Here is a 24,498-nt window from a genome sequence, read left to right as displayed (position 1 = left end):
TTGCGACCGGATTCCGGGCCTGGAAAGGATGTGGACACACCGCGGCGTTCCCCGCGACTCGTACACCCCTTCCTCACCCGTCCCGGGAGCCGCCGTGCGTACTCGACCTGAACTCAGCCTGACCGACGCGGTCGCCACGGGAGTGCTGATCATCTGCATCGCAGTCGTCATCACACTCCTGTAGCGCCTCTGATCACACGTCAGCGACCAGTACATCCGCCCGCGCCCCGGAGCGCCAAACGGCGCCCCGGGCACCGGCCACCTTCGAACGGGGAGAACCTCTCATGCGTCACCTTCGCTTCCGCCACGCCGCCCGCACGTCCGTCCTGGGCACCGCCGCACTGGTCGCCGCCCTGTCCCTCACGGCCTGCCAGGGCAGCAGCCCGGCCCCGGCGGCGTACGACGCCGGGGCACCGGTGTCCCAGCAGCCGGCTGACGGCACCTCGGCGGCCCCGGTATCGGCCACGGGCAAGGACGGGAAGACGGCCGGAAACACCGCTACCGCCGGTTCCGGTTCGGGCACCGCCAAGGATTCCGGTTCCGCCGCCCCGAAGCCTGCCGCTGCCGCGAAGCAGCAGGACGGCAAGGGCAGCAGCGCGTCCCTGCCCGCCTGCACCGGCACGAACACCGAGCTCACCGTCACGAGCGTCCCGCGCCCCGTCAACCACATGCTTCTCACGGTGACCAACACCGGGTCGAAGGCCTGCCACGCCTACTCCTACCCGTTCCTGCGGTTCGGCGAGGCGCAGTCCGTCCCCCGCAGCGTCGAGGCGAGCAAGCCGCAGGCCGTCGTCACCATCGCCCCCGGCGAGTCCGCCTACGCCGGCATCATGACCTCGTCCCCCGACGGCAGCGGCACGGGCGGCTACTCCACCGAGGACCTGGCCGTCGGCTTCCAGGACGCGAACGCGGGCTCGGCCGGCCGGATGGTGAGTGTGCCGCTGGGCAAGGAGGTCTACGTCGACAGCACACTGGCCGTCACGTACTGGCAGAACGGCATGGAGGACGCCCTCATGTACTGACCTCCGCCTCGCAGCGGGCGTGGCACCGGGAAGCACCGGTGTCACGCCCGCGTTCCGCGGTCCGGACGTGGTTCGGCGGTGCTGCTGTCCTGGGTCGTTCCGACTTTCGTGGGGAGGATCTCACGGGCCTGCCCGGCCGCTCGGGCCGTGTTCTCGGAGACGAAGCCGAGGAAACGGGCGACGCTCCTCAGGCGGCCGGCGGCCGGAGTACCGGGGCCGAGGCCCCCGACGCCCTGCCGACGAGATCGCCGTACGCCCCGTCCGCCGACGCCGACGCGCCCCGCCACACTCCCTCGAACGAGTGAGGCGACCGGGCCCGGAGCGACGGAGCACGGACCGGTCTGCTCCCGGCGCCTGTCCCCCGTGTGAGCTACGCGCAGGTGTCCACCGTGAGGTGACGCTTCGCGCACGCCGGATCCGTAGCGTTCGAGGTGTCGCGGCCTCCCGGCCGCGCAACGGAGAGGGAGCGTTCATGAGGTTCGTCCGGCAGCTGCTGGCCGTCATGGTGGTCGCCATGATCGGCAGTCAGGTCGTCGCCGCCGTGGAGGACAGCCCATGGCTCCAGCTCGCCCTGGGTCTCCTGACGGCCGTGTCCGCCGTACTCGTCTACGGGTGGGTGGTACGGAAGACCGAGCACCGCCCGTCCACCGAAGTGGCCCGCAAGGGCGCTGAAGCCGCGATCGGCCGGGGGCTGCTGATCGGCGTCGCGATGTTCGGCGCCGTCATCACGAGCATCTGCTTCAACGCGCACTACGAGATCAACGGCCTGGGCTCGGTGCAAGGCGCCGTGGGGCTGGCCGGCTTCATGGCGGCCGCCGCCGTGACGGAGGAACTGCTCTTCCGCGGCGTCCTGTTCCGCATCATCGAGGAGCACACCGGTACCTGGATCGCGCTGGTTCTGACCGGAGTGCTCTTCGGCGCCTCGCACCTGCTGAACCCCGACGCGTCCCTCTGGGGCGCCGTCGCCATCGCGATCGAGGCCGGTGGCATGCTCGCCGCCGCCTACGCCGCGACCCGCAACCTGTGGGTGCCGATCGGCCTGCACTTCGGCTGGAACTTCGCGGCAGCCGGCATCTTCAGCTCCGAGGTCTCCGGCAACGGCACCCCGCAGGGACTGCTGGACACCGTCACCTCGGGCCCGGCGTGGGTCACCGGCGGCGACTTCGGTCCCGAGGGAAGCGTGTACTCGGTGGTGTTCGGAGCCCTGATCACCCTCGCGTTCCTGTGGCTGGCCCACCGGCGCGGCACCCTGGTGCCCCGCCGTCGCCGCACCGGCCGGGTCACCGCCACCCCTACACTTCCCCGGTGACCGGACTTCTGCGGATCCAGGAACTGTGGCGCCGGTCAGGCTCCACAGCCTGGTACGCCCCGCTTGCGCTGGTGCTGTTCGCCGCCTCGCTGGTGTACCACAGCAACGGCACGGAGCTCGGCGGCCTGCCGACACGTCCCTACGACGCCCTGGCCGTCGCAGCGGTCGCCCTCCAGTGCCTCCCGCTCGCCGGACGCCGGCGGTGGCCGGTCACCTGCTTCGCCCTGGTGGCGCTCGGCTTCGCCCTCGACCAGCTCCGCGGCTACCACACGTTCGCAGGAACAGCGCTGCCCATCGCGCTGATCAGCGTGGCGTCCCTCCTGGAACACCACCGGCGCGCCACCGCGCTCGCCTTCACCACGGCGTACGTCCCGCTGGCAGTCGCGCTCCACCAGCTCGGCCCCGGCGAACCGCCGAGCGAGTTCGTGACGTTCTACCTGGCCGTGGCCCTCGCGTGGGGCGTCGGGGCATGGCTTCGCTCCTCCCGCGCCGCGGAAGCCGAACACCGCCGCCGCGTCGCCGAGGACACCCGCACCGCCGAACGGACCCGCATCGCCCGCGAACTCCACGACGTCGTGACCCACCACGTGACGGCGATGGTCGTACAGGCCGAAGCGGCACGCTATCTGACCGCCGTGCCCGACCGCCTCGACCAGAGCCTCACCGCCGTCACGGACACCGGCCGGCGGGCCATCACCGACCTGCGGCACCTGCTCGACCTGCTCAACCCCGACCACGGCACCGAGGCCACGCCACCGCCCGTCGGCAGGCTCCTCACACTCGTCGAGCAGACGCGGCGGGCCGGGCAGCCGGTGGAGTTCACGGAGGAGGGCACACCCGCCGAGTCGACCGGCAGCGCCGACCTCGTGGCCTACCGGGTGGTGCAGGAATCCCTGACGAACGCCCTCAAGTACGCTCATGGCAGCCGCACTTCCGTCCAGGTGCGCCATGGCGAAAGGGAGATCACCGTGGAGGTCAGCACGGACGGCTCCGGCTCGAAGGCCGCGCGCACCGGCGGAAGCGGCCGGGGCCTGGCCGGTCTCCGCGAACGGGTCGAAGTCCTGGGCGGCGACTTCAGCGCGGGCCGGCGACCGGACGGCGGTTTCGTCGTCCGGGGCCGTATACCCGTGGGCAGCTCTTCGTGAGCGCACCGATCCGCGTCCTGATCTGCGACGACCAGGTGCTGATCCGCACCGGGCTGGCGACGATCGTCGACGCCCAGCCCGACCTCGAGGTCGCGGCCGAGTGCGGGGACGGACAGACCGCGGTCGACCTCGCCCGGAAGGTACGCCCGGACGTCGTGGTGATGGACATCCGCATGCCGGTGCTCGACGGCATCGCAGCCACCCGCCTGCTGGCCGGCGCAGGCGTGCCGCAGCCCGTCAAAGTGCTCGTGGTGACGACGTTCAACCTGGACGAGTACGTCTACGAGGCGCTGCGCGCCGGAGCCAGCGGCTTCCTCCTCAAGGACGCCCCGCCGGACCGGCTCCTGCAAGGCATCCGGACCGTGGCGGCGGGCGCGGCCCTGCTGGACCCCGACGTGACACGCCAGCTCGTGGGCAGATACGCCGCCCGGATCCGCCCCACCGACGACGACGGGCCCGACATCCCGCTGACCCCCCGCGAGCTGGAGGTCCTGCGTCTCATCGCGGAGGGCCTCTCCAACAACGAGATCGCCGCGTCCCTCGTGATCAGCCGGGAGACGGTCAAGACCTTCGTCTCCCGCATCCTCACCAAGCTGGGCCTCCGCGACCGCGTCCAGGCGGTCGTCTACGCCTATCGCCGGGGCCTGGTGTCCTGAACCATCAGGACGTCACGCCCGGCCGACGAGGCCGCGCGAACGCGCACCACACGACCTTGCCGGGATCCCGTTCCCCCACGCCCCACCGGTCGGCGAGCGCGTCGACGAGCAGCAGCCCACGCCCCGACTCACCGTCGGGCCGCCGCACCGCAGGCACCCCGCCCCCGCTGTCGTGCACCTCCACGGACAGCGCGCATCCCTCCGCCTCCAGCCTCAGCCGGACCAGATACCCGCGCCCCGGCGGCACGCCGTGCAGCAGCGCGTTGGTCGCCAGCTCACTCACGCACACCAGCACGTCGTCGAGCCGTGCCCCGAACCCCCAGTCGGTCACGGCCTCGCGCGTGAACTCCCGTACCGCAGCGACCGAGCGGCGTTCACGCCGGCAGAAGCGCTCACGGAGCAGCGAGAGTTGCATCGTCTCGTTCATGAGACGAGCGTCACTCTCTGTGCCTATCGTTCAGCAGTAGGTGAGCACGTACAGATCTCTTGTACGGGTCGCCGACGTGTGAAGTACGCACCAGGGCGGGGAGGCCGCACCGTATGCACCCCAGGAATCGGCAGCGCAGGAACGCGTCCGCCATGAAGCTCGTCGGCAAGCTGGTCGGCCTGTTCCGCGTCGCGTCGGGCCTGACCCAGGCCCAGCTCGCGGACCGGGCGGCCGTACAGGTGGAGACGATCGCCTCCATCGAACAGGGCCGCCGCGCGCTGCTCCCCGACCTGGCCCGGCGCCTGGACGCGCTGTTGGACACGAAGGGGGCGCTGGAGACGGCGGTGGACAACATGCCGGAGGTGGACCTGATCCCGGCGTGGGCGGAGACGTTCATCGACCTGGAGCGTCAAGCCCGCGCCCTCTCCTTCTACGAGAACCAAGTCCTGCCCGGCCTGCTCCAGAGGGAGGACTATGCGCGCGCGGTCTTCGGCAGCCGTGTCCCCGCCTTCTCCGAGGATGAGATCGACACCCAAGTAGCCACGCGATTGGCACGACAGACCATCCTCCGCAACAGCACCCCACCATCTGTCAGCTTCGTCATTGCCGAGGCAGTGTTGCTGGACAGGCTCGGCGGCAACGAAGTCAGGAGGAACGCGGTGCGCCATCTACGGCAGTGCGCGAATCTGCCGGGCATCACTATTCAAGTCATGCCAGTCGGGCGGCAGTCGCACGCCGCGCTCGACGGCCCATTCGTGCTTCTGGAAACACAAGACCACCAGCACCTCGGGTACGCCGAGACCCAGCGTGGCAGTCAGCTCATTTCCGACCCTAACGAGGTCAGCATCCTGTCTCAGAGATATGCGATGCTGCGGACGCAAGCCCTCAACACCGAAGACACCACGGGCCTGCTGGACCGGATGCTAGGAGACTGATGAGCACCGCACTGATGTGGTTCAAGTCCAGTTACAGCGGCAGCGACGGCGGTAACTGCCTCGAAGTCGCCTACGACTGGCGCAAGTCGAGCTACAGCAGCGACGAGGGCGGGGCCTGCCTCGAGATCGCGGCACATCCCACCGCCATCCATGTCCGCGACTCCAAGACCCCAAAAGGCCCCACCTTCACCGTCACCCCCACCACCTGGTCGGCCTTCGCCGCGTTCACCGCCCGGAGCTGACCAGGCGTCCAGACGTTCAGGGGGCTTTGAGCAGATCACGAAGCTCGGTGACGTAGGTACGCACATCCCGGTCGGCGGGCAGTTCGGCGGAGACCTCCGGCACACCCTGGCCGGGCTCCCGACAGGCACGGCAGAGACCATCGGGAAGGGCCTCCGCGCGGCCGGGCACACCGCACGTGGTGCACTCCATCATCACCCGCCGGACCGGCGTGCCTGGCGCGGGCGGCACCGGGGCGGCGGACACCTGAGGCGGGATCTTGTCCGTGAGACGGCGGCGGACGAGGCCGACCGGTGAGTTGACCCCGGCGGGAAGCCCGGCGACAAGCGCCTGCACGAGGTAGTCGGCGTCCACACCGCGCGTGAACCACTCGGCGGCCAGCGGCTCCAGGACCGCGCAGTCGGCGGCCGAGAGCGCCAGGCGGGCATCGACGCGGCCGAGTCGCGCCAGGGCCTCGTAGGCGGGTGAATGGCCCTCAGCGGGCGGGCCCGGTTCGTACGTCTTTTGCTGCGGTACGCCGGGGGTCTCCGGCTGGACAACAACGGGCTCGGCAACCGTCGGCTGCTCGTGCTCGGCGCCGACGAACGCGCTCCACCACTCGTTGTCGCGGGCGGTGCGGGACCAGAACGTGCGGAAAACCCAGCGCACTTGCCCGCCCTCACCGGTCACCAGGCACCGCACACGTCGCAGGTACCCGGCGACGGACAGGGCTTTCAGGGCCGAGCCGACCGCCTGCTGCCCGTAGAGCGGCAACTGCCTGGCCAGGCCCTTGACGTCCATGGCCGCACCGTCGGGAAGCTGGTCGATGAACCCGGCGATGTGCCGCTCCCGCAGCGGCAGCAGCATGAAGTCATCGGCGCGACGCGGCTGTTGGTCCGGCGCGGATCGCTTGCCGTAGCCGGGACTGGCCATCGGGTACGGGCGCGAGGAGGTGGGAGTGCTCGGAGCGGAGCTAAGGTGCTGGATAGCCACGGGATCGGTGCTTTCGATCTTGAGGTAAGACCCCGGCCTGGTGTTGCTAGCACCGCGTCGGGGTCGTTCTGTTTTCCGCACCGTAAGCAGTCGCCACAATCCGCTGCAAGTTGGTCACGATTAGTCATACTTGCTGATCGTGGCGGGTCAGGGAGGTGGGGGAGGTTTACCCGAACCCTCTTCTCCCTACCGGGTAAAGAAGGCGCTCGAGTCCCGAAGCCCGAATCCCGCCGCCCGAATCCCGAAGCTCAAGCACCGGACCCGCACCCCCGCAGACGTCCCCCGGGAGAGTGACCACACCCTTCCCGAAGCTCGACCCTCGAACCCCGGCGCCCGAAGCCCGAGCTTCCGGCTTCACGCCATCGCCTCTCGGCAGCCAGAAGCGGGCCACGACCTGTCGTGACCCGCTCCAAGACCCTGCCCAGAGCGTCAGTGCCCCAGCTTCCGCGCGACCTCCGTCGCCCAGTACGTCAGGATCATCCGCGCCCCCGCGCGCCGGATGCCCGTCAGGCTCTCCAGGATCGCCGCGTCCCGGTCGATCCAGCCCTTCTCCGCGGCCGCCTCGATCATCGCGTACTCGCCGCTGATCTGGTACGCCGCGACCGGCACGTCCACCGCGTCCGCGACCCTGGCGAGGATGTCCAGGTACGGGCCGGCCGGCTTGACCATGACCATGTCGGCGCCCTCCTCCAGGTCCAGCGCCAGCTCGCGCAGCGACTCCCGGATGTTCGCCGGATCCTGCTGGTACGTCTTGCGGTCGCCCTTCAGCGAGGAGCCCACCGCCTCACGGAACGGGCCGTAGAACGCCGAGGAGTACTTCGCGGTGTACGCGAGGATCGAAACGTCCTCGTGGCCCGTCTGGTCCAGCGCGTCCCGGATCACTCCGACCTGGCCGTCCATCATGCCGCTGGGCCCCACCACATGGGCGCCCGCGTCCGCCTGGACCTGCGCCATCTCGGCGTACCGCTCCAGCGTGGCGTCGTTGTCGACACGGCCGTCCTCGGTCAGCACCCCGCAGTGCCCGTGGTCGGTGTACTCGTCCAGACAGAGGTCGGACATGATCACGAGGTCGTCCCCGACCTCCTCCCGCACCGCCCGCAGTCCGGCCTGGAGAATCCCGTCCGGGTCGGTCCCCGCCGTGCCCCGCGCGTCCTTCTTCTCGTCCAGCGGCACACCGAAGAGCATGATCCCCGAAACGCCCGCGGCGACCGCGTCCACAGCGGCTTTCCGCAGCGTGTCCAGGGTGTGCTGCTGCACGCCGGGCATGGCCGAGATGGCGACCGGGGCGTCGATGCCCTCGCGCACGAACGCGGGCAGGATCAGGTTCGCCGGGTCGAGCCGGGTCTCGGCGACCATGCGCCGCATGACGGGGGTCGTCCGCAGCCGGCGGGGCCGCGAGCCGGGGAAGTTTCCGTAATCGGTCATCCTTCGAGACTAGACCCGCACACCTCACCGGTTTACCGACAGCGGAGCCGGAAAAGCGTGCCCCCGGAAGGTGGAACGGGACCGGCCGGATTCGAACCGGCGTCCTCCCACATGCGGTGAAGGCGCGTCGACCACTGCGCTACGAGCCCCGTCCCGCCCGGGATCGTACGCGACGCGCGAACCCACGGACCGGAGGAAAAAGGAGGGGCCCGGCCGCTCCGCGAGGAAGCAGCCGGGCCCGTCCATCCGTTCACGGCCCTCAGGTCGTCGACCTGCGGCGCCGCGCACCCGGGCGCCGCTCGCTCGGCCGGGTCACCGGGTCACCGGCCGCCTTGGCCGCGTCCCGGCGCTGCGCGCCGAAGTCCGCCAGCGCCTGGGCCAGCTTGTGGACCGACGGCTCCGGGGACAGGACGTCGACCCGCAGGCCGTGCTCCTCGGCGGTCTTCGCCGTGGCGGGACCGATACACGCGATCACCGTCACGTTGTGCGGCTTGCCCGCGATACCGACCAGGTTGCGGACGGTCGAGGACGAGGTGAAGAGCACCGCGTCGAAACCACCGCCCTTGATCGCCTCGCGCGTGTCCGCCGGCGGCGGCGAAGCGCGGACCGTGCGGTACGCGGTGACGTCGTCGACCTCCCAGCCCAGCTCGATGAGCCCGGCCACCAGCGTCTCCGTGGCGATGTCGGCACGCGGCAGGAACACCCGGTCGATCGGGTCGAAGACCGGGTCGTAGGGCGGCCAGTCCTCCAGCAGCCCGGCGGCCGACTGCTCGCCGGACGGCACGAGATCCGGCTTCACACCGAAATCGATCAGCGCGGCGGCGGTCTGCTCCCCGACGGCCGCGACCTTGATCCCGGCGAAGGCACGGGCGTCGAGCCCGTACTCCTCGAACTTCTCCCGCACGGCCTTCACCGCGTTGACCGAGGTGAACGCGATCCACTCGTAACGGCCCGTGACCAGCCCCTTGACCGCGCGCTCCATCTGCTGGGGCGTGCGCGGCGGCTCGACGGCGATCGTCGGGACCTCGTGCGGCACGGCACCGTACGAACGCAACTGGTCGGAGAGCGACGCCGCCTGCTCCTTCGTACGCGGCACGAGTACCTTCCAGCCGAACAGCGGCTTGGACTCGAACCACGCGAGCTGGTCGCGCTGGGCGGCGGAGCTGCGCTCCCCGACGACGGCTATCACGGGCAGGTGCCCGTCCGGCGACGGGAGGACCTTGGCCTGCTTGAGGACCTGGGCGATCGTCCCGAGGGTCGCCGTCCAGGTGCGCTGGCGGGTCGTCGTCCCCGCGATCGTGACCGTGAGCGGGGTGTCCGGCTTACGGCCTGCCGAGACCAGCTCACCGGCGGCCGCGGCCACCGAGTCGAGCGAAGCGGACACGACGGCCGTCGCGTCGCTCGCACCGACCTCGGACCAGCAGCGGTCCGAAGCGGTACGCGCGTCGACGAAGCGCACATCGGCGCCCTGCGCGTCACGCAGCGGCACACCGGCGTACGCGGGCACACCGACCGCGTTCGCGATGCCGGGCACGACCTCGAAGGGCACGCCCGCGGCAGCGCAGGCGAGCATCTCGGCACCCGTGTCGCCGTCCAGGCCGGGGTCGCCCGTGACAGCACGGACCACCCGCCTGCCGCCCTTCGCTGCCTCCATGACAAGATTGGCGGCATCCCTGAGGACGGGTACTCCTGCGGGTGCTGACACGGCGTCAACAACCGTCATCTCAGGTGTGCTTACCCCTGCCCGCGCATGGCAGCGAACGACGTCGAGAACCTCCGGTTCAGCGACAAGGACGTCCGCGCTCGCAAGCGCCTCGACGGCGCGCAGAGTCAGCAGTCCCGGGTCGCCGGGACCGGCGCCGAGGAAGGTGACATGCCCTGAGGACAGGACAGGGAAGTCGGATACGACAGGGCCGGTGGGGCTCAAAGTGCTCGCTCCCCCATAAGACCGGCCGCACCCTTGGCGAGCATCTCGGCCGCGAGCTCGCGACCGAGGGCCGCCGCGTCGTCGTGCGACGTGGGGACGGGACCGGTGATGGACAGCTGCACCAGGGAAGTGCCGTCGGTCGAACCGACGACACCGCGCAGGCGCAGTTCGTTGACAACCTGCCCGTCGGCCAGGAGGTCGGCCAGCGCACCCACAGGTGCGGAACAGCCGGCCTCCAGGGCGTTGAGCAGGGCGCGCTCGGCGGTCACGGCGACCCGGGTGTACGGGTCGTCGAGCTCGGCGAGGGCTGCGGCGAGGTCGGCGCTGCTTTCAGCGCACTCGATCGCCAGTGCTCCCTGGCCGGGAGCGGGCAGGACGGTGTCGACCGGCAGGAAGCCGGTGACCTCGTCCGTGCGTCCGAGGCGGCTGAGCCCGGCGGCGGCGAGTACCACCGCGTCCAGCTCCCCGCTTCGTACAAAACCGATACGCGTATCGACGTTGCCGCGGATCGCGACGGTCTCTATCTCGAGGCCGTGCGAGCGGGCGTACGCGTTGAGCTGCGCCATGCGGCGCGGCGAGCCGGTACCGATGCGGGCACCGGGCGGCAGCTGCTCGAAGGACAGCCCGTCCCGTGCCACCAGTGCGTCGCGCGGATCCTCGCGCACCGGCACGGCGGCCAGTACGAGACCCTCGGGCTGCGTGGTCGGCAGGTCCTTGAGCGAGTGGACGGCGAAGTCCACCTCACCGCTCAGCAGCGCCTCGCGCAGCGCGGCGACGAACACGCCGGTCCCGCCGATCTGCGCCAGGTGCTCCCGGGACACGTCCCCGTACGTGGTGATCTCGACGAGCTCGACGGCACGCCCGGTCACTTCACGGACCGCATCAGCGACCATGCCGGACTGCGCCATGGCGAGCTTGCTGCGCCGGGTGCCTAGCCGGAGCGGTGTGGTGGTCTCCCCGCCCAGGGATGAGTTGTCGGTCATGACCGCCCTCTATTCGGGTCGTTCAGGTCTGCCCGTGAGACGGCGGCCACCGTCTGCGGGTCGAGGTCGAAGAGTTCCCGCAGCGCATCGGCGTACCCGGCGCCCCCGGGCTCGCTCGCGAGCTGCTTGACCCGCACGGTGGGCGCGTGCAGGAGCTTGTCGACGACGCGGCGCACGGTCTGGGTGATCTCGGCGCGCTGCTTCGCGTCCAGGCCGGGAAGGCGCCCGTCGAGCCGTGCGATCTCGCCGGCCACCACATCCGCGGCCATCGTGCGCAGGGCGACGACGGTCGGGGTGATGTGGGCGGCACGCTGAGCGGCTCCGAACGCGGCGACCTCGTCGGCGACGATGGTGCGCACCTTGTCCACATCGGCGGCCATCGGGGCGTCCGCGGACGCCTCGGCGAGCGACTCGATGTCGACGAGACGCACACCGGCGACGCGGTGGGCCGCTCCGTCGATGTCACGCGGCATCGCGAGGTCGAGCAGGTGGAGCCTGGCCGGGCCGGTGACGGCCGGCCGCACGGGCACCCGGCGCACGGCCCGCTCCTGAGCGGCGGTCGTGACGGAACCGTTCTCGACCCATGCGGCGTGCTGGTCCAGCGCGCCGGGAGCGGCGGCCGCGCGGGCCTCGGGCTCCCGGACCGCGGTGTCGAAGCCGGCACCGAGCGCGGCGGCCACGGCCTCCGCCGTCAGGACGAGTCCGGTCGCTCCCGTGCAGGACACGACGACATCGGCACGTGTCAGTTCGTCCGCGACCCCGGCCATCTCCACGGCGCGCGCCGTCGGGACACCTGCCTGGCCGAGGATCTCGACGAGCCGGTCGGCACGGGCCCGGGTCCGGTTGGCGACGACGATCTCCTCGACACCCGCACGAGCCAGGGTGGCCGCGGCGAGCGAGGACATCGAGCCCGCCCCGATCACCAGCGCGCGCTTGCCCGCCGCCCACTCGGTGACCTCGTCACCGGCGGCCAGCTGCTCCAGGCCGAAGGTGACGAGCGACTGCCCGGCACGGTCGATCCCGGTCTCGCTGTGGGCGCGCTTGCCGACCCGCAGGGCCTGCTGGAAGAGGTCGTTCAGCAGACGCCCCGCCGTGTGGAGCTCCTGCCCCAGCGCCAGCGCGTCCTTGATCTGGCCGAGGATCTGGCCCTCGCCGACGACCATCGAGTCCAGCCCGCACGCCACCGAGAAGAGGTGGTGCACGGCACGGTCCTCGTAGTGCACATAAAGATAAGGAGTGAGCTCGTCCAGCCCGACCCCGCTGTGCTGCGCGAGCAGGGTGGACAGCTCGGCGACACCCGCGTGGAACTTGTCCACGTCCGCGTACAGCTCGATGCGGTTGCACGTGGCCAGGACGGTGGCCTCGGTCGCGGGCTCCGCGGCGAGGGTGTCCTGGAGCAGCTTCGCCCGGGCATCGGCCGGCAGGGCCGCCCGCTCCAGCACGGAGACGGGGGCGCTGCGGTGACTCAGTCCTACGACCAGGAGACTCATGCCGGCATCACGGCGGGCATGTCCCCGTCAGGTCCCTTCCGGCTGGCGGGGGTGGCACGGACCGGCGGCGCCTCGTCGGCGCCGGAACCGTCGACCGCGCCCGCCCTGCCGTCGGCAGCGGCCTCCTCGCCGGCCTTGCGCTGCTCGTGGAAGGCGAGGATCTGCAGCTCGATCGAGAGATCGACCTTGCGCACGTCCACACCGTCGGGCACGGAAAGCACCGTCGGCGCGAAGTTCAGGATGGAGGTCACGCCCGCCGCGACGAGCCGGTCGCAGACCTGCTGCGCGGCGCCGGGCGGGGTGGTGATGACGCCGATGGACACACCGTTCTCACTGATGATCCGGTCCAGTTCGTCGGTGTGCTGGACGGCGATCCCGGCCACCGGCGTACCTGTCATGCCGGGGTCGGCGTCTATCAGCGCGGCGACCCGGAAACCACGGGAGGCGAAACCGCCGTAGTTGGCGAGCGCGGCCCCGAGGTTACCGATGCCGACGATGGCGACCGGCCAGTCCTGGGTGAGCCCGAGCTCGCGGGAGATCTGGTAGACGAGATACTCGACGTCGTACCCGACACCGCGTGTGCCGTAGGAGCCCAGGTAGCTGAAGTCCTTGCGCAGCTTGGCGGAATTGACTCCCGCCGCCGCGGCGAGTTCCTCGGAGGAGACCGTGGGAACCGAGCGCTCGGAGAGCGCTGTCAGCGCGCGGAGATACAGCGGAAGCCGGGCGACGGTGGCCTCGGGAATTCCTCGGCTACGGGTCGCCGGTCGGTGAGTTCGGCCAGTTGCCACGGTGCTCCTGCGGGATGAGCGGGGCTGCAGGCGGCCGTATGTCCTATGACCGCCCCGTCGACAGCAGGCTATGTCTTTGTGAACGCGTGCACAAAGATAGTGTCCGTTTTGTCCGGTCAAAGTGACCGGGGTCACGCATATTCCCTGCGCGATCCCGGAACCCGGGACACCATCAGCCCGTTGCGGGCCCGAAGGGGGCAAGACGGTACACACTCCTCATGTCCATGCCCCCGAGGCCACTCAAAACGCCCACGATGTTAACCGGGTTTCACCGGCGAAGCCCCCTCACGTACGCAATGCCCTGCGCAGCCTCTCCGGGTCCACCCGCCAGAAGGTGTGCTGCTCGTCATCGATCAGGACCACCGGGATCTGCTCCCAGTACTCCCTGTGCAGCGCCTCGTCCCGCGTGATGTCCTTCTCCACCCAGGACGCGCCGGTCTCCTCGCAGACCGCGCTCACCACCAGCCGGGCGTCCTCACAGAGATGACACCCCGGCTTCCCCACGAGAGTCACCACCCGGTCCGCGGGCTTCTTCTTCCTACGACGCAGCAGAACACTCATACCTTCATTCTGCGCCTGCTCCCGCTCCCTCCCCGGAACGGCGAGGGAGCGGCGAAGGAACGGAATCACCCGTTCAACGCCCCGGCCCCGGAGAGTTCACGCCGCCGCCTCCCGCCGCGTCGGGAAGAGCCGGACGAAATGGCTATGCTCACGACATGGCCGCTCTTGGATGGCTCACCCCCCGCAGGCGCCCCGCCACGGCGCGCAGCGTGCTCGCAGGCGAGGCCGCGGCCGAAGCGGCACGGAAGTCGGCCCTCCCGGCCGGCGCCGACGGGCTGCCCGCTCTCTCCGAAGAGGTCCGGGAGCCCGTGTTCCCGGTGGCCGGGGACCTTCGGGCAGCAGCCTTCTTCGACCTCGACAACACCGTGATGCAGGGCGCCGCGATCTTCCACTTCGGCCGCGGCCTGTACAAGCGGAAGTTCTTCCAGCGCCGGGAGCTGACCAGGTTCGCCTGGCAGCAGGCCTGGTTCAGGCTGGCGGGCGTCGAGGATCCGGAACACATGCAGGACGCCCGCGACAGTGCCCTGTCCATCGTCAAGGGCCACCGCGTCTCCGAGCTGATGTCCATCGGCGAGGAGATCTACGACGAGTACATGGCCGACCGCATCTGGCCCGGCACCCGCGCCCTCGCCCAGGCCCACATCGACGCGGGCCAGAGGGTCTGGCTGGTCACCGCCGCCCCGGTGGAGACGGCCACGATCATCGCCCGCCGCCTGGGCCTCACCGGCGCCCTGGGCACGGTCGCCGAGTCGGTCGACGGCGTCTACACCGGCCGGCTGGTCGGAGAGCCCCTGCACGGCCCCGCGAAGGCCGAGGCCGTACGCGCGCTGGCCGCGGCCGAAGGGCTGGACCTGGAGCGCTGCGCGGCGTACAGCGACTCGCACAACGACATCCCGATGCTCTCCCTGGTCGGCCACCCGTACGCGATCAACCCCGACTCCAAACTGCGCAAGCACGCCCGCGCCCTGGACTGGCGGCTGCGCGACTACCGCACCGGCCGCAAGGCGGCCAAGGTCGGCATCCCGGCAGCGGCGGGCGTCGGCGCCCTGGCCGGGGGCACGGCTGCCGCCGTGGCGCTCCACCGCCGCCGCCGCTGACCCCTCCCCCCGGCTTCCCACGCCCCCTCCCCCGCGAGGAGGGCGGAACGGCACGCCCGGAGAAGTACGCCCGAGCAGGAGCGGAGCGCCGGGTGGGGACACCCCTCGCTCCGGCCTGCCGCATGGCGTCCCCACGACCACAACCCGCTGTGGTCGCAGGCAGATCCCGAAACGATTCGATCAATAACCAGTCGCGAAACACTGCTCGAATCGCCACTTAGAGGATGCGGAAGCGACGCAACCGGTGATTTTAGCAACTGGGTGTAGCGCAGTCTGTACGAAGCGTTATTCTCCTCAGACGCACAAGGAGCCCGCCACCCGCTACCACGAGTGACGGTTTTCGAACTGCACGTGATGGAAGCTCTGCCTCTGGGAGTCCCGTGTACCCACACGTCGGGGTTGACACCTCGGGCCTGGCTACGCTGCGCGCAACGGTCCTCGACCACTTGCGCGGCTTCGTCCCCACCTCGTACGCCGTCCCCCAATTCGCCACCCCTGCACCTGCCGGACCTTGCTACGCACTGGCCGAACGCAGCGCGGCCGTCGGAAGACGCAGCAACCGCGGCGCCGCGACCACACCTGCCGTCCGCCGGCCGACGGCCGACAGCGACAGCGCGCGCATGATGGATCTCGTCGAACGCGCCCAGGCCGGTGAGGCCGAGGCCTTCGGCCGCCTGTACGACCAGTACAGCGACACCGTGTACCGGTACATCTACTACCGCGTGGGAGGAAAGGCGACAGCGGAGGACCTCACGAGCGAGACGTTCCTGCGCGCACTCCGCCGCATCTCCACCTTCACCTGGCAGGGCCGCGACTTCGGCGCCTGGCTGGTCACGATCGCCCGGAACCTGGTCGCCGACCATTTCAAATCCAGTCGTTTCCGACTGGAAGTGACCACGGGCGAAATGCTCGACGCCAATGAGGTCGCGCGGAGCCCGGAGGACTCCGTCCTCGAATCCCTCTCCAACGCCGCGCTGCTGCAAGCCGTACGCCGGCTCAACCCGCAGCAGCAGGAGTGCGTGACCCTGAGATTCCTGCAGGGGCTCTCGGTCGCCGAGACCGCCCGGGTCATGGGAAAGAACGAGGGCGCGATCAAAACCTTGCAGTACCGAGCCGTGCGAACACTCGCACGACTTCTGCCGGACGATGCCCGCTGAGGTCACCATAAGTGACGTGTTCGTGACATGCCGTTCGGAACATCCTCCTTCCGTAACCCAACTGCCGCGCCCCTCGTTGTGCCGGATGCAGGCCCCCTGTCGCCACACCTGACCGTTTCCACTCGCTCGATCGTGTGGAAACGTCTCCGGTGGGCAACCTTCCGGACCCTCAGGGGAGTCGACCGTCATGACGAGAGGAGGTGCCGCCAGTGATCGCAAACGTTTCGGCACACCGGCGGGCGAACGCCTTCGCCCAGGCCCTGGAGGAACAGTCCCCCCAGGACGCGGCGGCCGTACAGCCCGAGGACCCGGCCCATCCGGCCGACCACGGAACGCTGTTGGCCCTGGCGAACGGCCTCGGCGAGCTACCGGATCCTGAATTCGATCCCGAGGTCAAAGTGGTGCAGCGAGCCCAGCTCGTCGCGGCCATGGAGACCCTGTTCGCCGAAGGTGGTGCGTCCACGGGCCCTACGGTGCCCGAACAGCGGAACAAGGGAGCCCACCGGGCCTCCCCGATCAAGAGGCTCCGTCCCCGCTCCCGCTGGGCGAAGGGCCTCACCGCGGGCGGGCTCACCGTGGGTGTGGCCGCGGGAGCATTCGGCGGAGTGGCCGCTGCCAGTTCCGACGCCCTGCCGGGTGATTCCCTCTACCCGTTCAAGCGCGGCATGGAGGACATCAGTCTCAGCATGGCCGACAGCGACGCCGACCGGGGCGAGGTCTACCTCGACCAGGCGTCCACCCGCCTCAGCGAAGCCCGCCGGCTGATGGAGCGGGGCCGCTCGGGCGAGCTGGACCATGAGTCGATCGGCGAGGTCAAACGCGCCCTCGACGGCATGACGCACGACGCCACCGAGGGCCACCGTCTGCTCCACACCGCCTACCAGCGCGACGGAGCCCTCGGCCCCATCCAGGCACTGGACTCCTTCTCCCGCTCCCACCGCGCGAGCTGGAGCAGTCTCCGCGACCGGCTGCCCGTCCAGCTGACCGACATCAGCGACAAGGTCAGCTCCGTCTTCGAAGCCATGGAACAGGACGTCGCACCGCTGAAGTCCCTGCTCCCCCGCACCCCGGGCACCGGGCAGGGCACACCGACCGCCGGCTCCACACAGGAGAACCGGGGTTCCTCCGCCCCGGGCCGCGAGGCTCCCTCCTCCTCCGCGGCCCCCGACGGCAGCGCGTCCGCCAGCACCGCACCGGAGCCCTCCGGCAGCGGCCCGGCCGGCGGTCTGCTCAACGGCGGTGCGGACGGCCTGCTGGAAGACCTCCCGAGGGACGGCGCCACCCCGTCGTCCCCGGGCGGCGCCTCCGGCGCGCCCGCCGCACCGGACGTCACCCTGCCGCCGCTGCTCCCGGGCCTGCTGCCCGGCCTGGGAATCGACAGCGAGAACCTCGAGCCCTGACGGCAGGCTCACGGGGGGAGGGGCGCGGTCCGGACCGCGCCCCTCCCCCCGTGAGCCCCGTGCGGGTGACCGTACGCTTCAGAAGAAGACCGACCTGCGCTGCACCAGCAGCTTGTACAGCGTGTGCTGGATCTGCTCCCGCACCTGGTCCGTCAGGTTGAACATCAGCATCGGGTCCTCCGCCGCCTCCGGCGGATACCCGTCCGTGGGGATGGGCTCCCCGAACTGGATCGTCCACTTCGTCGGCAACGGCAGCATCCCCAGCGGCCCCAGCCACGGAAAAGTCGGCGTGACCGGGAAGTACGGGACCCCCAGGATCCTCGCCAGCGTCTTCGAGTTGCCGATCATCGGGTAGATCTCCTCCGCGCCCACGATCGAGCACGGGACGATCGGCACTCCGGCTCGCAGCGCCGTCGACACGAACCCGCCCCGCCCGAAGCGCTGCAGCTTGTACCGCTCGCCGAACGGTTTCCCGAGGCCCTTGAAGCCTTCCGGCATCACCCCGACGATCTCACCGCCCTGCAGCAGCCGCTCCGCGTCCTCCGCGCACGCCAGGGTGTGACCGGCCTTCCTCGCCAGCTCGTTGACCACCGGGAGCATGAAGACGAGATCGGCCGCGAGCAGCCGCAGGTGACGTCGGGCCGGGTGGTTGTCGTGCACCGCGACCTGGAGCATCAGCCCGTCCAGCGGCAGCGTCCCGGAGTGGTTGGCCACGACGAGCGCCCCGCCTTCGGACGGGACGTTCTCGATGCCCTTCACCTCGACACGGAAGTACTTGTCCGCGAGCGGCCTGAGCGCCGACATGAGGACCTGGTCGGTCAGCTCCTCGTCGTACCCGAACTCGTCGACGTCGTAGTCGCCCGTGAGCCTGCGCCGCAGGAACGCCAGTCCGCCGGCGATCCGCCGGTCCCAGCCGCTCCCCGGGCCGCCCCCGTCCCCCTGGGGAGGGGCACCGGGGGCCTCGGCAGCCCCTTCCGGCACCTGGCCGCCCGGCAGGGCGCTCACGGGCGCGGGACCGGCCGGTACGGGCGCCTGGCCCCGCCCGCCCGGCAGCACACCTCTGCGCCGCCCCGCACCGGAGCGCGAACGGTCGTCGTCGAAGGGAATGACCTTGGCGTCCGCCATCGTCGGTCGCGCTCCTCTACCTGGCGCTGTGATTCGAATGTGTCGTATCCGCCGGCCCCGTGCCGAGCGACAGCTCGGCCAGCCTCCCGACCGCCCTGCCCACCCGCTCGGGAGGCAGCAGCCCCGGCCCCCGGCTCCGCGCGAACTCCGCGAACGTCTCGGCCGTCGTGAACTTCGGCCGGAAACCCAGCGTCTCGCGCATCTGCACGGTCGAGACGACCCGTCCGTGGGTGAGGAGCCGGATCTGCTCCGGCGAGAAGTCCGTCATACCGATCGTACGGAGTGCCGAACCCACCCAGGTGACGGCGGGCAGCAACAACGGCACGGTCGGCCGCCCCAGCCTGCGCGAGCACTGCGAGAGCAGCAGGACACCGTCACCCGCGATGTTGAACGTGCCGCTGTTCAACGTGCCGCGTCTGGGTTCGCGGGAGGCGATCTCCAGTACGTCGACGACGTCGTCCTCATGGACGAACTGCAACCGGGGGTCGTACCCGAGGACCGTCGGCAGGACCGGCAGCGACAGGTAGTCGGCCAGCGGCGAATCCGGCTCGGGCCCCAGGATGTTCGCGAACCGCAGCACGCACACGGCCACATCGGGCCTGCGGCGCGCGAACCCGCGGACGTATCCCTCGACCTCCACCGCGTCCTTGGCGAAGCCACCGCTGGACAGGGACTTGGGGGGCGTCGTCTCGGTGAAGACCGCGGGGTCGCGGGGCGCGGAGCCGTACACGTTCGTACTGGACTTGACCACGAGCCGCTGCACGGCCGGAGACTTCTGGCAGGCACCGAGCAACTGCATCGTGCCGATGACGTTGGTCTCCTTGACCGTCGTCCGGCCACCCGGGCCGGCCGCCTTCGCGGAGACGTCCAGATGGACGACCGTGTCGACGGAGTACTCGGCGAGGACCCTGGCGATCGCCGACTGCCTGATGTCCGCCAGGACGAATTCGGCGTCGCCCAGCTCATGGGCGGGCTCGACCGCGTCCACGGCGATCACCCGCTCCACGCCGGGGTCGCGCTGGACACGCCGCACGAAACGGCCACCCAGCTGCCGGGCCGCACCTGTGACGAGCACGATCTTCCCCAAGATCAGCGCCTTCCGTCGATCGTTCACCGAACGGGGTCTTCCCCTGGCCGTCACCGTAGTCGGTGAACGCCGCCCTGTGCTGGCCCCTGGCGGGCTTTACCCAAATGCACCGAGGCCCTCCCGCCAGGACGGCGGGAGGGCCTCGGACTCACGAACCGCGTTCGCTTACTTCTTGTTGCGACGCTGAACGCGCGTGCGCTTGAGCAGCTTGCGGTGCTTCTTCTTGGCCATCCGCTTACGCCGCTTCTTGATAACAGAGCCCACGACTACCCTCGCTCACTTCTTCTTCACTGGTGCGGGGCGTCTGGGCCCACACGACCTACGTCGGCCTAGCCTACCCGCCACCGGGTGAGGGACGTAATCCGAGGGCAACCTCAGGCTGACTCCACCCCCACGAAGGACTCTCGAAGATACTCGTGAACCGCTTGCTCCGGGACCCGGAAGGACCTTCCCACCCTGATCGCCGGCAGATGACCGCTGTGTACCAAGCGGTACACGGTCATCTTCGACACCCTCATGACCGAGGCGACTTCCGCCACGGTCAGAAACTTGACCTCGTTGAGAGGCCTCTCACTGCCAGCAGCCATGACCCACCTGTACCTTCCGCACGAGACGCGCACCGGCTTCCCCTCCGGTGACTCTTCGTCGTTGTGCGCTCACTCCCCAGATTAGGTGCGGGTGATGCGAGTGGGGAAGAGGTGAGGCGATCGGCCGCCTACCGTGACAGACGCGCCCGATTGAGTACATACCGAGCGAGCGGCCGGTAGTGGTCCGAGTGCACGCCGTCATCGAGCGGAACGGCGACGGACACCCGCCCCTCCGCTTCTCCCACGAACAACGCGGGGTCATCCGTATCCGCCAGCCCGATGGCCTCGATACCCAGCTGACCTGCCCCGCAGACCCACCCGTGGTCCCCGACCACCAACTCGGGAAGCGCCCCACCGGCCTTCACGGCCTCCTCCAGAACGGCCCGCACCGGCAGCGGCGAGTGGGTGTGTGCGCCGGTCGCATCCCCGGGAGCCCGCACGCCCGGTTCGCGCACCAGCGCGACACGCCGTACGTAATCGAGGTGGTGCGTGCGTACGCCGAACCGGGTCGTTATGTCGACACGCCGACCCTGCGCGGGGGTGAGCACCATGCACCCGGCCGCCGACAAAGCGTCTGCCAGACCGGCGTAGAACCCGATCAGCCGGTGCGGGTGCCCGGTGCCGAACAGCACCGGAGCCCGTCTCTCCGCAGCCCCGGCGAGCCGTTCCGCGAACACGCCCAGAGCGGTCAGGGTCCGCTCCGGATCGATCACATCCGGACCTGACACGTGGCCAGGATCGTCTGATACCCCGCATTTGTCGGCCATCAGACGCAGCAGGTCACGCTCTCTCCACACCCGGTCCGGGTCGAGTCCGAGCAGTACACGGGGGTCCCTCGCCGCGAAAAGCCGATAACTCCGCAGACTGGTCTCCCGCGGCGTGGCCACGGGCCCGGCGAGCCGGGCCGCCAGCAGATGAGCGCGCAGCGCTCCGGTGCTCAACACCCTCCGATGCTCCCGCACCGGCAGCGCCCCCGGGCCGGAACCCGGAGACCACTCCACCGTTGGCGTAACCCTTCCTCAGGCCAGCAGCCCCCGCAGCGGGAACGCCGACCGCCGGGTCGCCAGCACCGCCTGGTCCAACCGGTCCGCCGGGTCGTACCCGTCCTCCCACGGCTTCCACGACGGCGCGCGGCCGTCCGTCATCCGAGCCGGGCCCGACTGCCGCGTCCGGGCGTAGACCTCGTCCCGCCACGACGACGGGATGACCGATTCCGGGTCCACCGGCGCGTGCGCGGCGATCCCCACGAGATGGGTCCAGGACCGCGGCACCACGTCCACCACCGCATAACCGCCCCCGCCCAGCGCCACCCAGCGCCCGCCCTCCACGTAGGCGTGGGCAAGCTCGTGACAGGCCGTCATGACGGCCCGCTGGGCGTCCAGCGACACCGCGAGATGCGCCAGCGGGTCCTCGAAGTGCGTGTCGGCACCGTGCTGGGTCACCAGCACCTGCGGCCGGAAGTCCTCCAACAACTCCGGGACCACAGCATGGAACGCCCGCAGCCATCCGGCGTCACCCGTCCCCGCCGGCAGCGCCACGTTCACCGCACCGCCCTCGCCCGCCCCGGCACCCGTCTCCTCCGGCCACCCTGTCTGCGGGAACAGCGTGCGCGGGTGCTCGTGCAGCGACACCGTCAGCACCCTGGGGTCCTCCCAGAAGGCGGCCTGCACCCCGTCCCCGTGGTGGACGTCCACATCGATGTACGCCACCCGCTCCGCGCCCAGTTCCAGCAGCCTGGCGACGGCGAGCGCCGGATCGTTGTACACGCAGAAGCCCGACGCGGCCCCCGGCATCGCGTGGTGCAGCCCGCCGGTGAAATTCACGGCGTGCGCACTCTCCCCGCGCCACACCGCCTCCGCGGCCCCCACCGAAAGCCCGGCGATGAGCGCGGACGCCTCGTGCATCCCCGCGAAAGCGGGGTCGTCGACGGTCCCGAGGCCGTAGGCCTGGTCGGCGGCCCTCGGGTCCGCGGACGCCGCCCGGACGGCCGCCACATAGTCCTCACGGTGGACGAGCCGCAGCGTGGAGTCCCCCGCCGGCCTGGCGGACCGCACGTCCACCGACCCGTCCAGCCCGAACGCCCGCACCAGCCCCATCGTCAGGGCGAGTCTGACCGGGTCCATGGGGTGACTGGCCCCGAAGTCGTATCCCGTTACTGCCTCATCCCACATCAGCCGCGCGCGCCCGCTCATGCCCGCCACCGTATCGGGCGGGTTCCGCGCCGAACGACCGGGCGTACGCGAGGGTCGCGAGGACCAGGACCATGGGCACGAGCATCGCGCCGCGGTAGCTCCACGCGTCGCCGAGCACCCCCACGAGCGGCGACCCGACGAGGAAGCCCACGTAGTTGAAGACGTTCAGCCGGGCCACCGCCACATCACTCGCCGCGGGGAACATCCTCCCCGCGGCCGCGAAGGTCTGCGGCACGATCACACAGAGCCCCAGTCCCAGCAACGTGAAGCCGAGCATTCCCCACCAGGCCCCGGGCGCCACCGCCACCACGGCGAACCCCGCCGCGGCCAGCACACTGCCGCCCCGCACCACCGCCACCGCCCCGAACCGCCGCACCCCGAGGTCACCGACGGCCCGGCCCAGCAGCGTCGTCACCATGTAGACGTTGTACGGAACCGTCGCCAGCTGCTCCGAGCCGCCCAGCACGTCCTGCAGGTACTTCGCGCTCCAGTTCGAGACCGTCGAGTCCCCGATGTAGGCGAACGCCATCACCAGGCAGAGCGGCAGCAGCATCCTGAACGACACGGCCGCGTCCTGGCCGGGCACCGCCGTCACCGGCTCCCCGCCGGTCTTCCCCTCCGCGTACCAGCGGCTTCCGATCAGAGCCGCGGGCAGCAGGACGACGACCGCCGGCAGATAGGACACCGGCAGGGGCAGGTCCCAGTGCGCTCCCGCCCAGGCCATCGACGCGCCGGCGATGCCGCCCAGGCTGTACGCGGCGTGGAACCCCAGCATGATGCTGCGCCCGTACGCCCGCTGAAGACTGACGCCCATCATGTTCATGGAGGCGTCCAGAGCACCGACCGCCAGGCCGAAAACGCCGAGCGCGAACACCGCCTGCCAGACTTCGCTGCCCGCGCCCGCCCCGAGCAGGGCCAGCAGCACGACGGGCTGCGCCCACCTGAGCACGGTCCCCGGCCGCACCCGTGCGACCACCTTCTCGGTGGCCACACTGCCGGCTCCCGCCAGAACAGGCACTGCGGCCAGGAAGAGGGGCAACAGTCCGTCGGATATCCCGTAGCGGTCCTGGATGGCGGGAATCCGCGTCACGAGGAGGGCGAAGGTCACCCCTTGCACCAGGAAGCTCAAGGCGAGGGAGGCTCTGCCGTGCCGCAACCGCGCATCCGTCATGGCCGCGAGCGTAGAGCCCCCGGCCCACCGGTGGGTAGATCAAGCTCAGGCAAGCAGTTTGAGGAGCTGCGACATGTCGGAGAAGTGCCCGGTGACCCCGACGAGCCGGTCCGCCGGCATCATCGAGGTGAATCCGTAGACCTCCATCCCGGCCGCCAGGGCTGCCTCGACACCGAGCGGGCTGTCCTCGATCACGACACACCGTCCGGGAGCGACGCCCATCCTCTCGGCGGCGTGGAGGAACAGGTCCGGGGCCGGCTTCCCTCGCCCCACGTCCTCGGAGCTGAAGATCCACTCCTCCTCGAACCACTGGTCGAGCCCGGCCTTCCGGTGTCCGGCCGCGATCTTCTGGTGGCTTCCCGACGAGGCGACGCAGTACGCGACCCCGTCGGCGACGAGCTCGCCCAGCAGTTCCTCGACCCCGTCGACCGCTGCCAGCTGCTCCTCCTGGAAGGCGGCGAGGGTGCGACGGTGCAGCTCCTCGTCGAAGTCTGCGGGCAGTTTCCGGCTTGTCCGCTCGTCCACCAGGTCGTGCACCCGGTGGACGGCGGCCCCCATGTAGTCACGGAGGGACTCCTCGTACGAGGTGGGGTGGCCGAGCTCCGTGAGGTAGCCGGCCAGGACCGTGTTGGAGATCGGCTCACTGTCGACGAGCACGCCGTCGTTGTCGAAGATGACCAGTTCGTAGCGCATGGTTCGAGCCTAGACGCTCAGAACGCAGAAAAGCCCCGTGCCACAAGGGCACGGGGCTTTCCCGGAATAATTGTTCGGCGGCGTCCTACTCTCCCACAGGGTCCCCCCT

The 24,498-nt window shown here is 70.4% G+C and carries 25 protein-coding genes and 1 tRNA gene; 9 read left to right on the top strand and 17 right to left on the bottom strand.

What is annotated here, in order from left to right; translation table 11 throughout:
- Nucleotides 1–284: 284 nt before the first annotated feature.
- The 4 genes from ACF1FZ_RS12230 to ACF1FZ_RS12215 all read left to right on the top strand — a co-directional run bounded on the left by ACF1FZ_RS12230 (nucleotide 285) and on the right by ACF1FZ_RS12215 (nucleotide 4,132).
- Nucleotides 285–1,022: a DUF4232 domain-containing protein gene (locus ACF1FZ_RS12230; protein ID WP_391773288.1), complete on the top strand. Its 738-nt coding sequence runs from the start codon at nucleotides 285–287 to the stop codon at nucleotides 1,020–1,022.
- A 472-nt stretch (nucleotides 1,023–1,494) separates the two neighbouring features.
- A complete protein-coding gene (locus tag ACF1FZ_RS12225) occupies nucleotides 1,495–2,331 on the top strand; it encodes a CPBP family intramembrane glutamic endopeptidase (protein ID WP_391773287.1) in 837 nt (278 codons plus the stop codon).
- A complete protein-coding gene (locus tag ACF1FZ_RS12220) occupies nucleotides 2,328–3,476 on the top strand; it encodes a sensor histidine kinase (protein ID WP_391773286.1) in 1,149 nt (382 codons plus the stop codon). Before ACF1FZ_RS12225 ends, ACF1FZ_RS12220 begins: the two co-directional genes overlap by 4 nt.
- Nucleotides 3,473–4,132, top strand: a complete 660-nt coding sequence (locus ACF1FZ_RS12215; RefSeq protein ID WP_391773285.1) for a response regulator — start codon at nucleotides 3,473–3,475, stop codon at nucleotides 4,130–4,132. The genes ACF1FZ_RS12220 and ACF1FZ_RS12215 overlap by 4 nt, the downstream gene beginning before the upstream one ends.
- A gap of 4 nt (nucleotides 4,133–4,136) precedes the next feature.
- Here ACF1FZ_RS12215 and ACF1FZ_RS12210 read toward each other — a convergent pair whose 3' ends face one another.
- The gene (locus ACF1FZ_RS12210; RefSeq protein ID WP_391773284.1) at nucleotides 4,137–4,559 is read right to left on the bottom strand and encodes an ATP-binding protein; all 423 of its coding nucleotides are present in this window, start codon (nucleotides 4,557–4,559) and stop codon (nucleotides 4,137–4,139) included.
- Between the two features lie 152 nt (nucleotides 4,560–4,711).
- Here ACF1FZ_RS12210 and ACF1FZ_RS12205 point away from each other — a divergent pair, with 152 nt between their 5' ends.
- The gene (locus ACF1FZ_RS12205) at nucleotides 4,712–5,494 is read left to right on the top strand and encodes a Scr1 family TA system antitoxin-like transcriptional regulator (protein WP_391773283.1); all 783 of its coding nucleotides are present in this window, start codon (nucleotides 4,712–4,714) and stop codon (nucleotides 5,492–5,494) included.
- A complete protein-coding gene (locus ACF1FZ_RS12200; RefSeq protein WP_391773282.1) occupies nucleotides 5,494–5,736 on the top strand; it encodes a DUF397 domain-containing protein in 243 nt (80 codons plus the stop codon). Before ACF1FZ_RS12205 ends, ACF1FZ_RS12200 begins: the two co-directional genes overlap by 1 nt.
- Nucleotides 5,737–5,752: 16 nt before the next feature.
- Here ACF1FZ_RS12200 and ACF1FZ_RS12195 read toward each other — a convergent pair whose 3' ends face one another.
- From ACF1FZ_RS12195 to ACF1FZ_RS12160, 8 genes are all read right to left on the bottom strand, one after another.
- Nucleotides 5,753–6,706, bottom strand: coding sequence for a MarR family transcriptional regulator (locus tag ACF1FZ_RS12195; protein ID WP_391773281.1), 954 nt, complete (start codon nucleotides 6,704–6,706; stop codon nucleotides 5,753–5,755).
- Nucleotides 6,707–7,135: 429 nt separating this feature from the next.
- Entirely contained in the window at nucleotides 7,136–8,131 is a 996-nt protein-coding gene (gene hemB, locus ACF1FZ_RS12190; protein ID WP_391773280.1) for a porphobilinogen synthase, read from the bottom strand.
- A gap of 76 nt (nucleotides 8,132–8,207) precedes the next feature.
- Nucleotides 8,208–8,281, bottom strand: a tRNA-Ala gene (locus tag ACF1FZ_RS12185).
- Between the two features lie 109 nt (nucleotides 8,282–8,390).
- Entirely contained in the window at nucleotides 8,391–10,058 is a 1,668-nt protein-coding gene (locus ACF1FZ_RS12180) for a uroporphyrinogen-III synthase (protein ID WP_391773279.1), read from the bottom strand.
- Nucleotides 10,055–11,041 carry a hydroxymethylbilane synthase gene (hemC, locus tag ACF1FZ_RS12175; RefSeq protein ID WP_391773278.1) on the bottom strand — a complete coding sequence of 329 codons (987 nt, stop codon included), beginning with the start codon at nucleotides 11,039–11,041 and terminating at the stop codon, nucleotides 10,055–10,057. The genes ACF1FZ_RS12180 and hemC overlap by 4 nt, the downstream gene beginning before the upstream one ends.
- Nucleotides 11,038–12,531 carry a glutamyl-tRNA reductase gene (locus tag ACF1FZ_RS12170; protein WP_391773277.1) on the bottom strand — a complete coding sequence of 498 codons (1,494 nt, stop codon included), beginning with the start codon at nucleotides 12,529–12,531 and terminating at the stop codon, nucleotides 11,038–11,040. The genes hemC and ACF1FZ_RS12170 overlap by 4 nt, the downstream gene beginning before the upstream one ends.
- Complete coding sequence (locus tag ACF1FZ_RS12165) at nucleotides 12,528–13,319, bottom strand: redox-sensing transcriptional repressor Rex (RefSeq protein WP_391773276.1); 792 nt, start codon at nucleotides 13,317–13,319, stop codon at nucleotides 12,528–12,530. Before ACF1FZ_RS12165 ends, ACF1FZ_RS12170 begins: the two co-directional genes overlap by 4 nt.
- A 285-nt stretch (nucleotides 13,320–13,604) precedes the next feature.
- On the bottom strand, nucleotides 13,605–13,880 hold the full coding sequence (locus ACF1FZ_RS12160; protein WP_391773275.1) for a glutaredoxin family protein: 276 nt from the start codon (nucleotides 13,878–13,880) through the stop codon (nucleotides 13,605–13,607).
- Between the two features lie 155 nt (nucleotides 13,881–14,035).
- Between ACF1FZ_RS12160 and ACF1FZ_RS12155 the strand changes: the two genes are divergently transcribed.
- The 3 genes from ACF1FZ_RS12155 (at nucleotide 14,036) to ACF1FZ_RS12145 (ending at nucleotide 17,534) form a co-directional block, all read left to right on the top strand.
- Entirely contained in the window at nucleotides 14,036–14,977 is a 942-nt protein-coding gene (locus ACF1FZ_RS12155) for an HAD family hydrolase (RefSeq protein ID WP_391773274.1), read from the top strand.
- 380 nt (nucleotides 14,978–15,357) lie between these two features.
- Complete coding sequence (locus tag ACF1FZ_RS12150) at nucleotides 15,358–16,134, top strand: ECF subfamily RNA polymerase sigma factor, BldN family (protein ID WP_391773273.1); 777 nt, start codon at nucleotides 15,358–15,360, stop codon at nucleotides 16,132–16,134.
- 209 nt (nucleotides 16,135–16,343) lie between these two features.
- Nucleotides 16,344–17,534, top strand: coding sequence for a DUF5667 domain-containing protein (locus ACF1FZ_RS12145; RefSeq protein WP_391773272.1), 1,191 nt, complete (start codon nucleotides 16,344–16,346; stop codon nucleotides 17,532–17,534).
- A gap of 78 nt (nucleotides 17,535–17,612) precedes the next feature.
- Here the strand turns inward: ACF1FZ_RS12145 and ACF1FZ_RS12140 are convergent, their stop codons facing one another.
- The 8 genes from ACF1FZ_RS12140 to ACF1FZ_RS12105 form a co-directional block, all read right to left on the bottom strand.
- Nucleotides 17,613–18,659 (bottom strand): lysophospholipid acyltransferase family protein, encoded by a 1,047-nt coding sequence (locus ACF1FZ_RS12140; RefSeq protein ID WP_391773271.1) that lies wholly within the window; start codon nucleotides 18,657–18,659, stop codon nucleotides 17,613–17,615.
- A 16-nt stretch (nucleotides 18,660–18,675) separates the two neighbouring features.
- The gene (locus ACF1FZ_RS12135) at nucleotides 18,676–19,746 is read right to left on the bottom strand and encodes an NAD-dependent epimerase/dehydratase family protein (protein WP_391773541.1); all 1,071 of its coding nucleotides are present in this window, start codon (nucleotides 19,744–19,746) and stop codon (nucleotides 18,676–18,678) included.
- 165 nt (nucleotides 19,747–19,911) lie between these two features.
- Nucleotides 19,912–20,010, bottom strand: a complete 99-nt coding sequence (locus ACF1FZ_RS12130; RefSeq protein WP_003948845.1) for a 30S ribosomal protein bS22 — start codon at nucleotides 20,008–20,010, stop codon at nucleotides 19,912–19,914.
- 110 nt (nucleotides 20,011–20,120) lie between these two features.
- The gene (locus ACF1FZ_RS12125) at nucleotides 20,121–20,333 is read right to left on the bottom strand and encodes a helix-turn-helix domain-containing protein (RefSeq protein ID WP_014046653.1); all 213 of its coding nucleotides are present in this window, start codon (nucleotides 20,331–20,333) and stop codon (nucleotides 20,121–20,123) included.
- Nucleotides 20,334–20,461: 128 nt separating this feature from the next.
- Nucleotides 20,462–21,277 carry a phosphatase gene (locus ACF1FZ_RS12120; protein ID WP_391773270.1) on the bottom strand — a complete coding sequence of 272 codons (816 nt, stop codon included), beginning with the start codon at nucleotides 21,275–21,277 and terminating at the stop codon, nucleotides 20,462–20,464.
- Between the two features lie 75 nt (nucleotides 21,278–21,352).
- Nucleotides 21,353–22,525 carry an acetoin utilization protein AcuC gene (locus ACF1FZ_RS12115; RefSeq protein ID WP_391773269.1) on the bottom strand — a complete coding sequence of 391 codons (1,173 nt, stop codon included), beginning with the start codon at nucleotides 22,523–22,525 and terminating at the stop codon, nucleotides 21,353–21,355.
- Entirely contained in the window at nucleotides 22,494–23,696 is a 1,203-nt protein-coding gene (locus tag ACF1FZ_RS12110) for an MFS transporter (RefSeq protein WP_391773268.1), read from the bottom strand. The genes ACF1FZ_RS12115 and ACF1FZ_RS12110 overlap by 32 nt, the downstream gene beginning before the upstream one ends.
- Before the next feature lie 45 nt (nucleotides 23,697–23,741).
- Nucleotides 23,742–24,389: an HAD family hydrolase gene (locus tag ACF1FZ_RS12105; RefSeq protein WP_391773267.1), complete on the bottom strand. Its 648-nt coding sequence runs from the start codon at nucleotides 24,387–24,389 to the stop codon at nucleotides 23,742–23,744.
- Nucleotides 24,390–24,498 lie beyond the last annotated feature (109 nt).

The sequence above is a fragment of the Streptomyces sp. NPDC014623 genome, assembly GCF_043088245.1.
Taxonomy (GTDB): Bacteria; Actinomycetota; Actinomycetes; order Streptomycetales; family Streptomycetaceae; genus Streptomyces.
The sequence above is the reverse complement of the archived record's forward strand: the minus strand, read 5'-3'. Positions and strand labels throughout refer to the sequence as shown.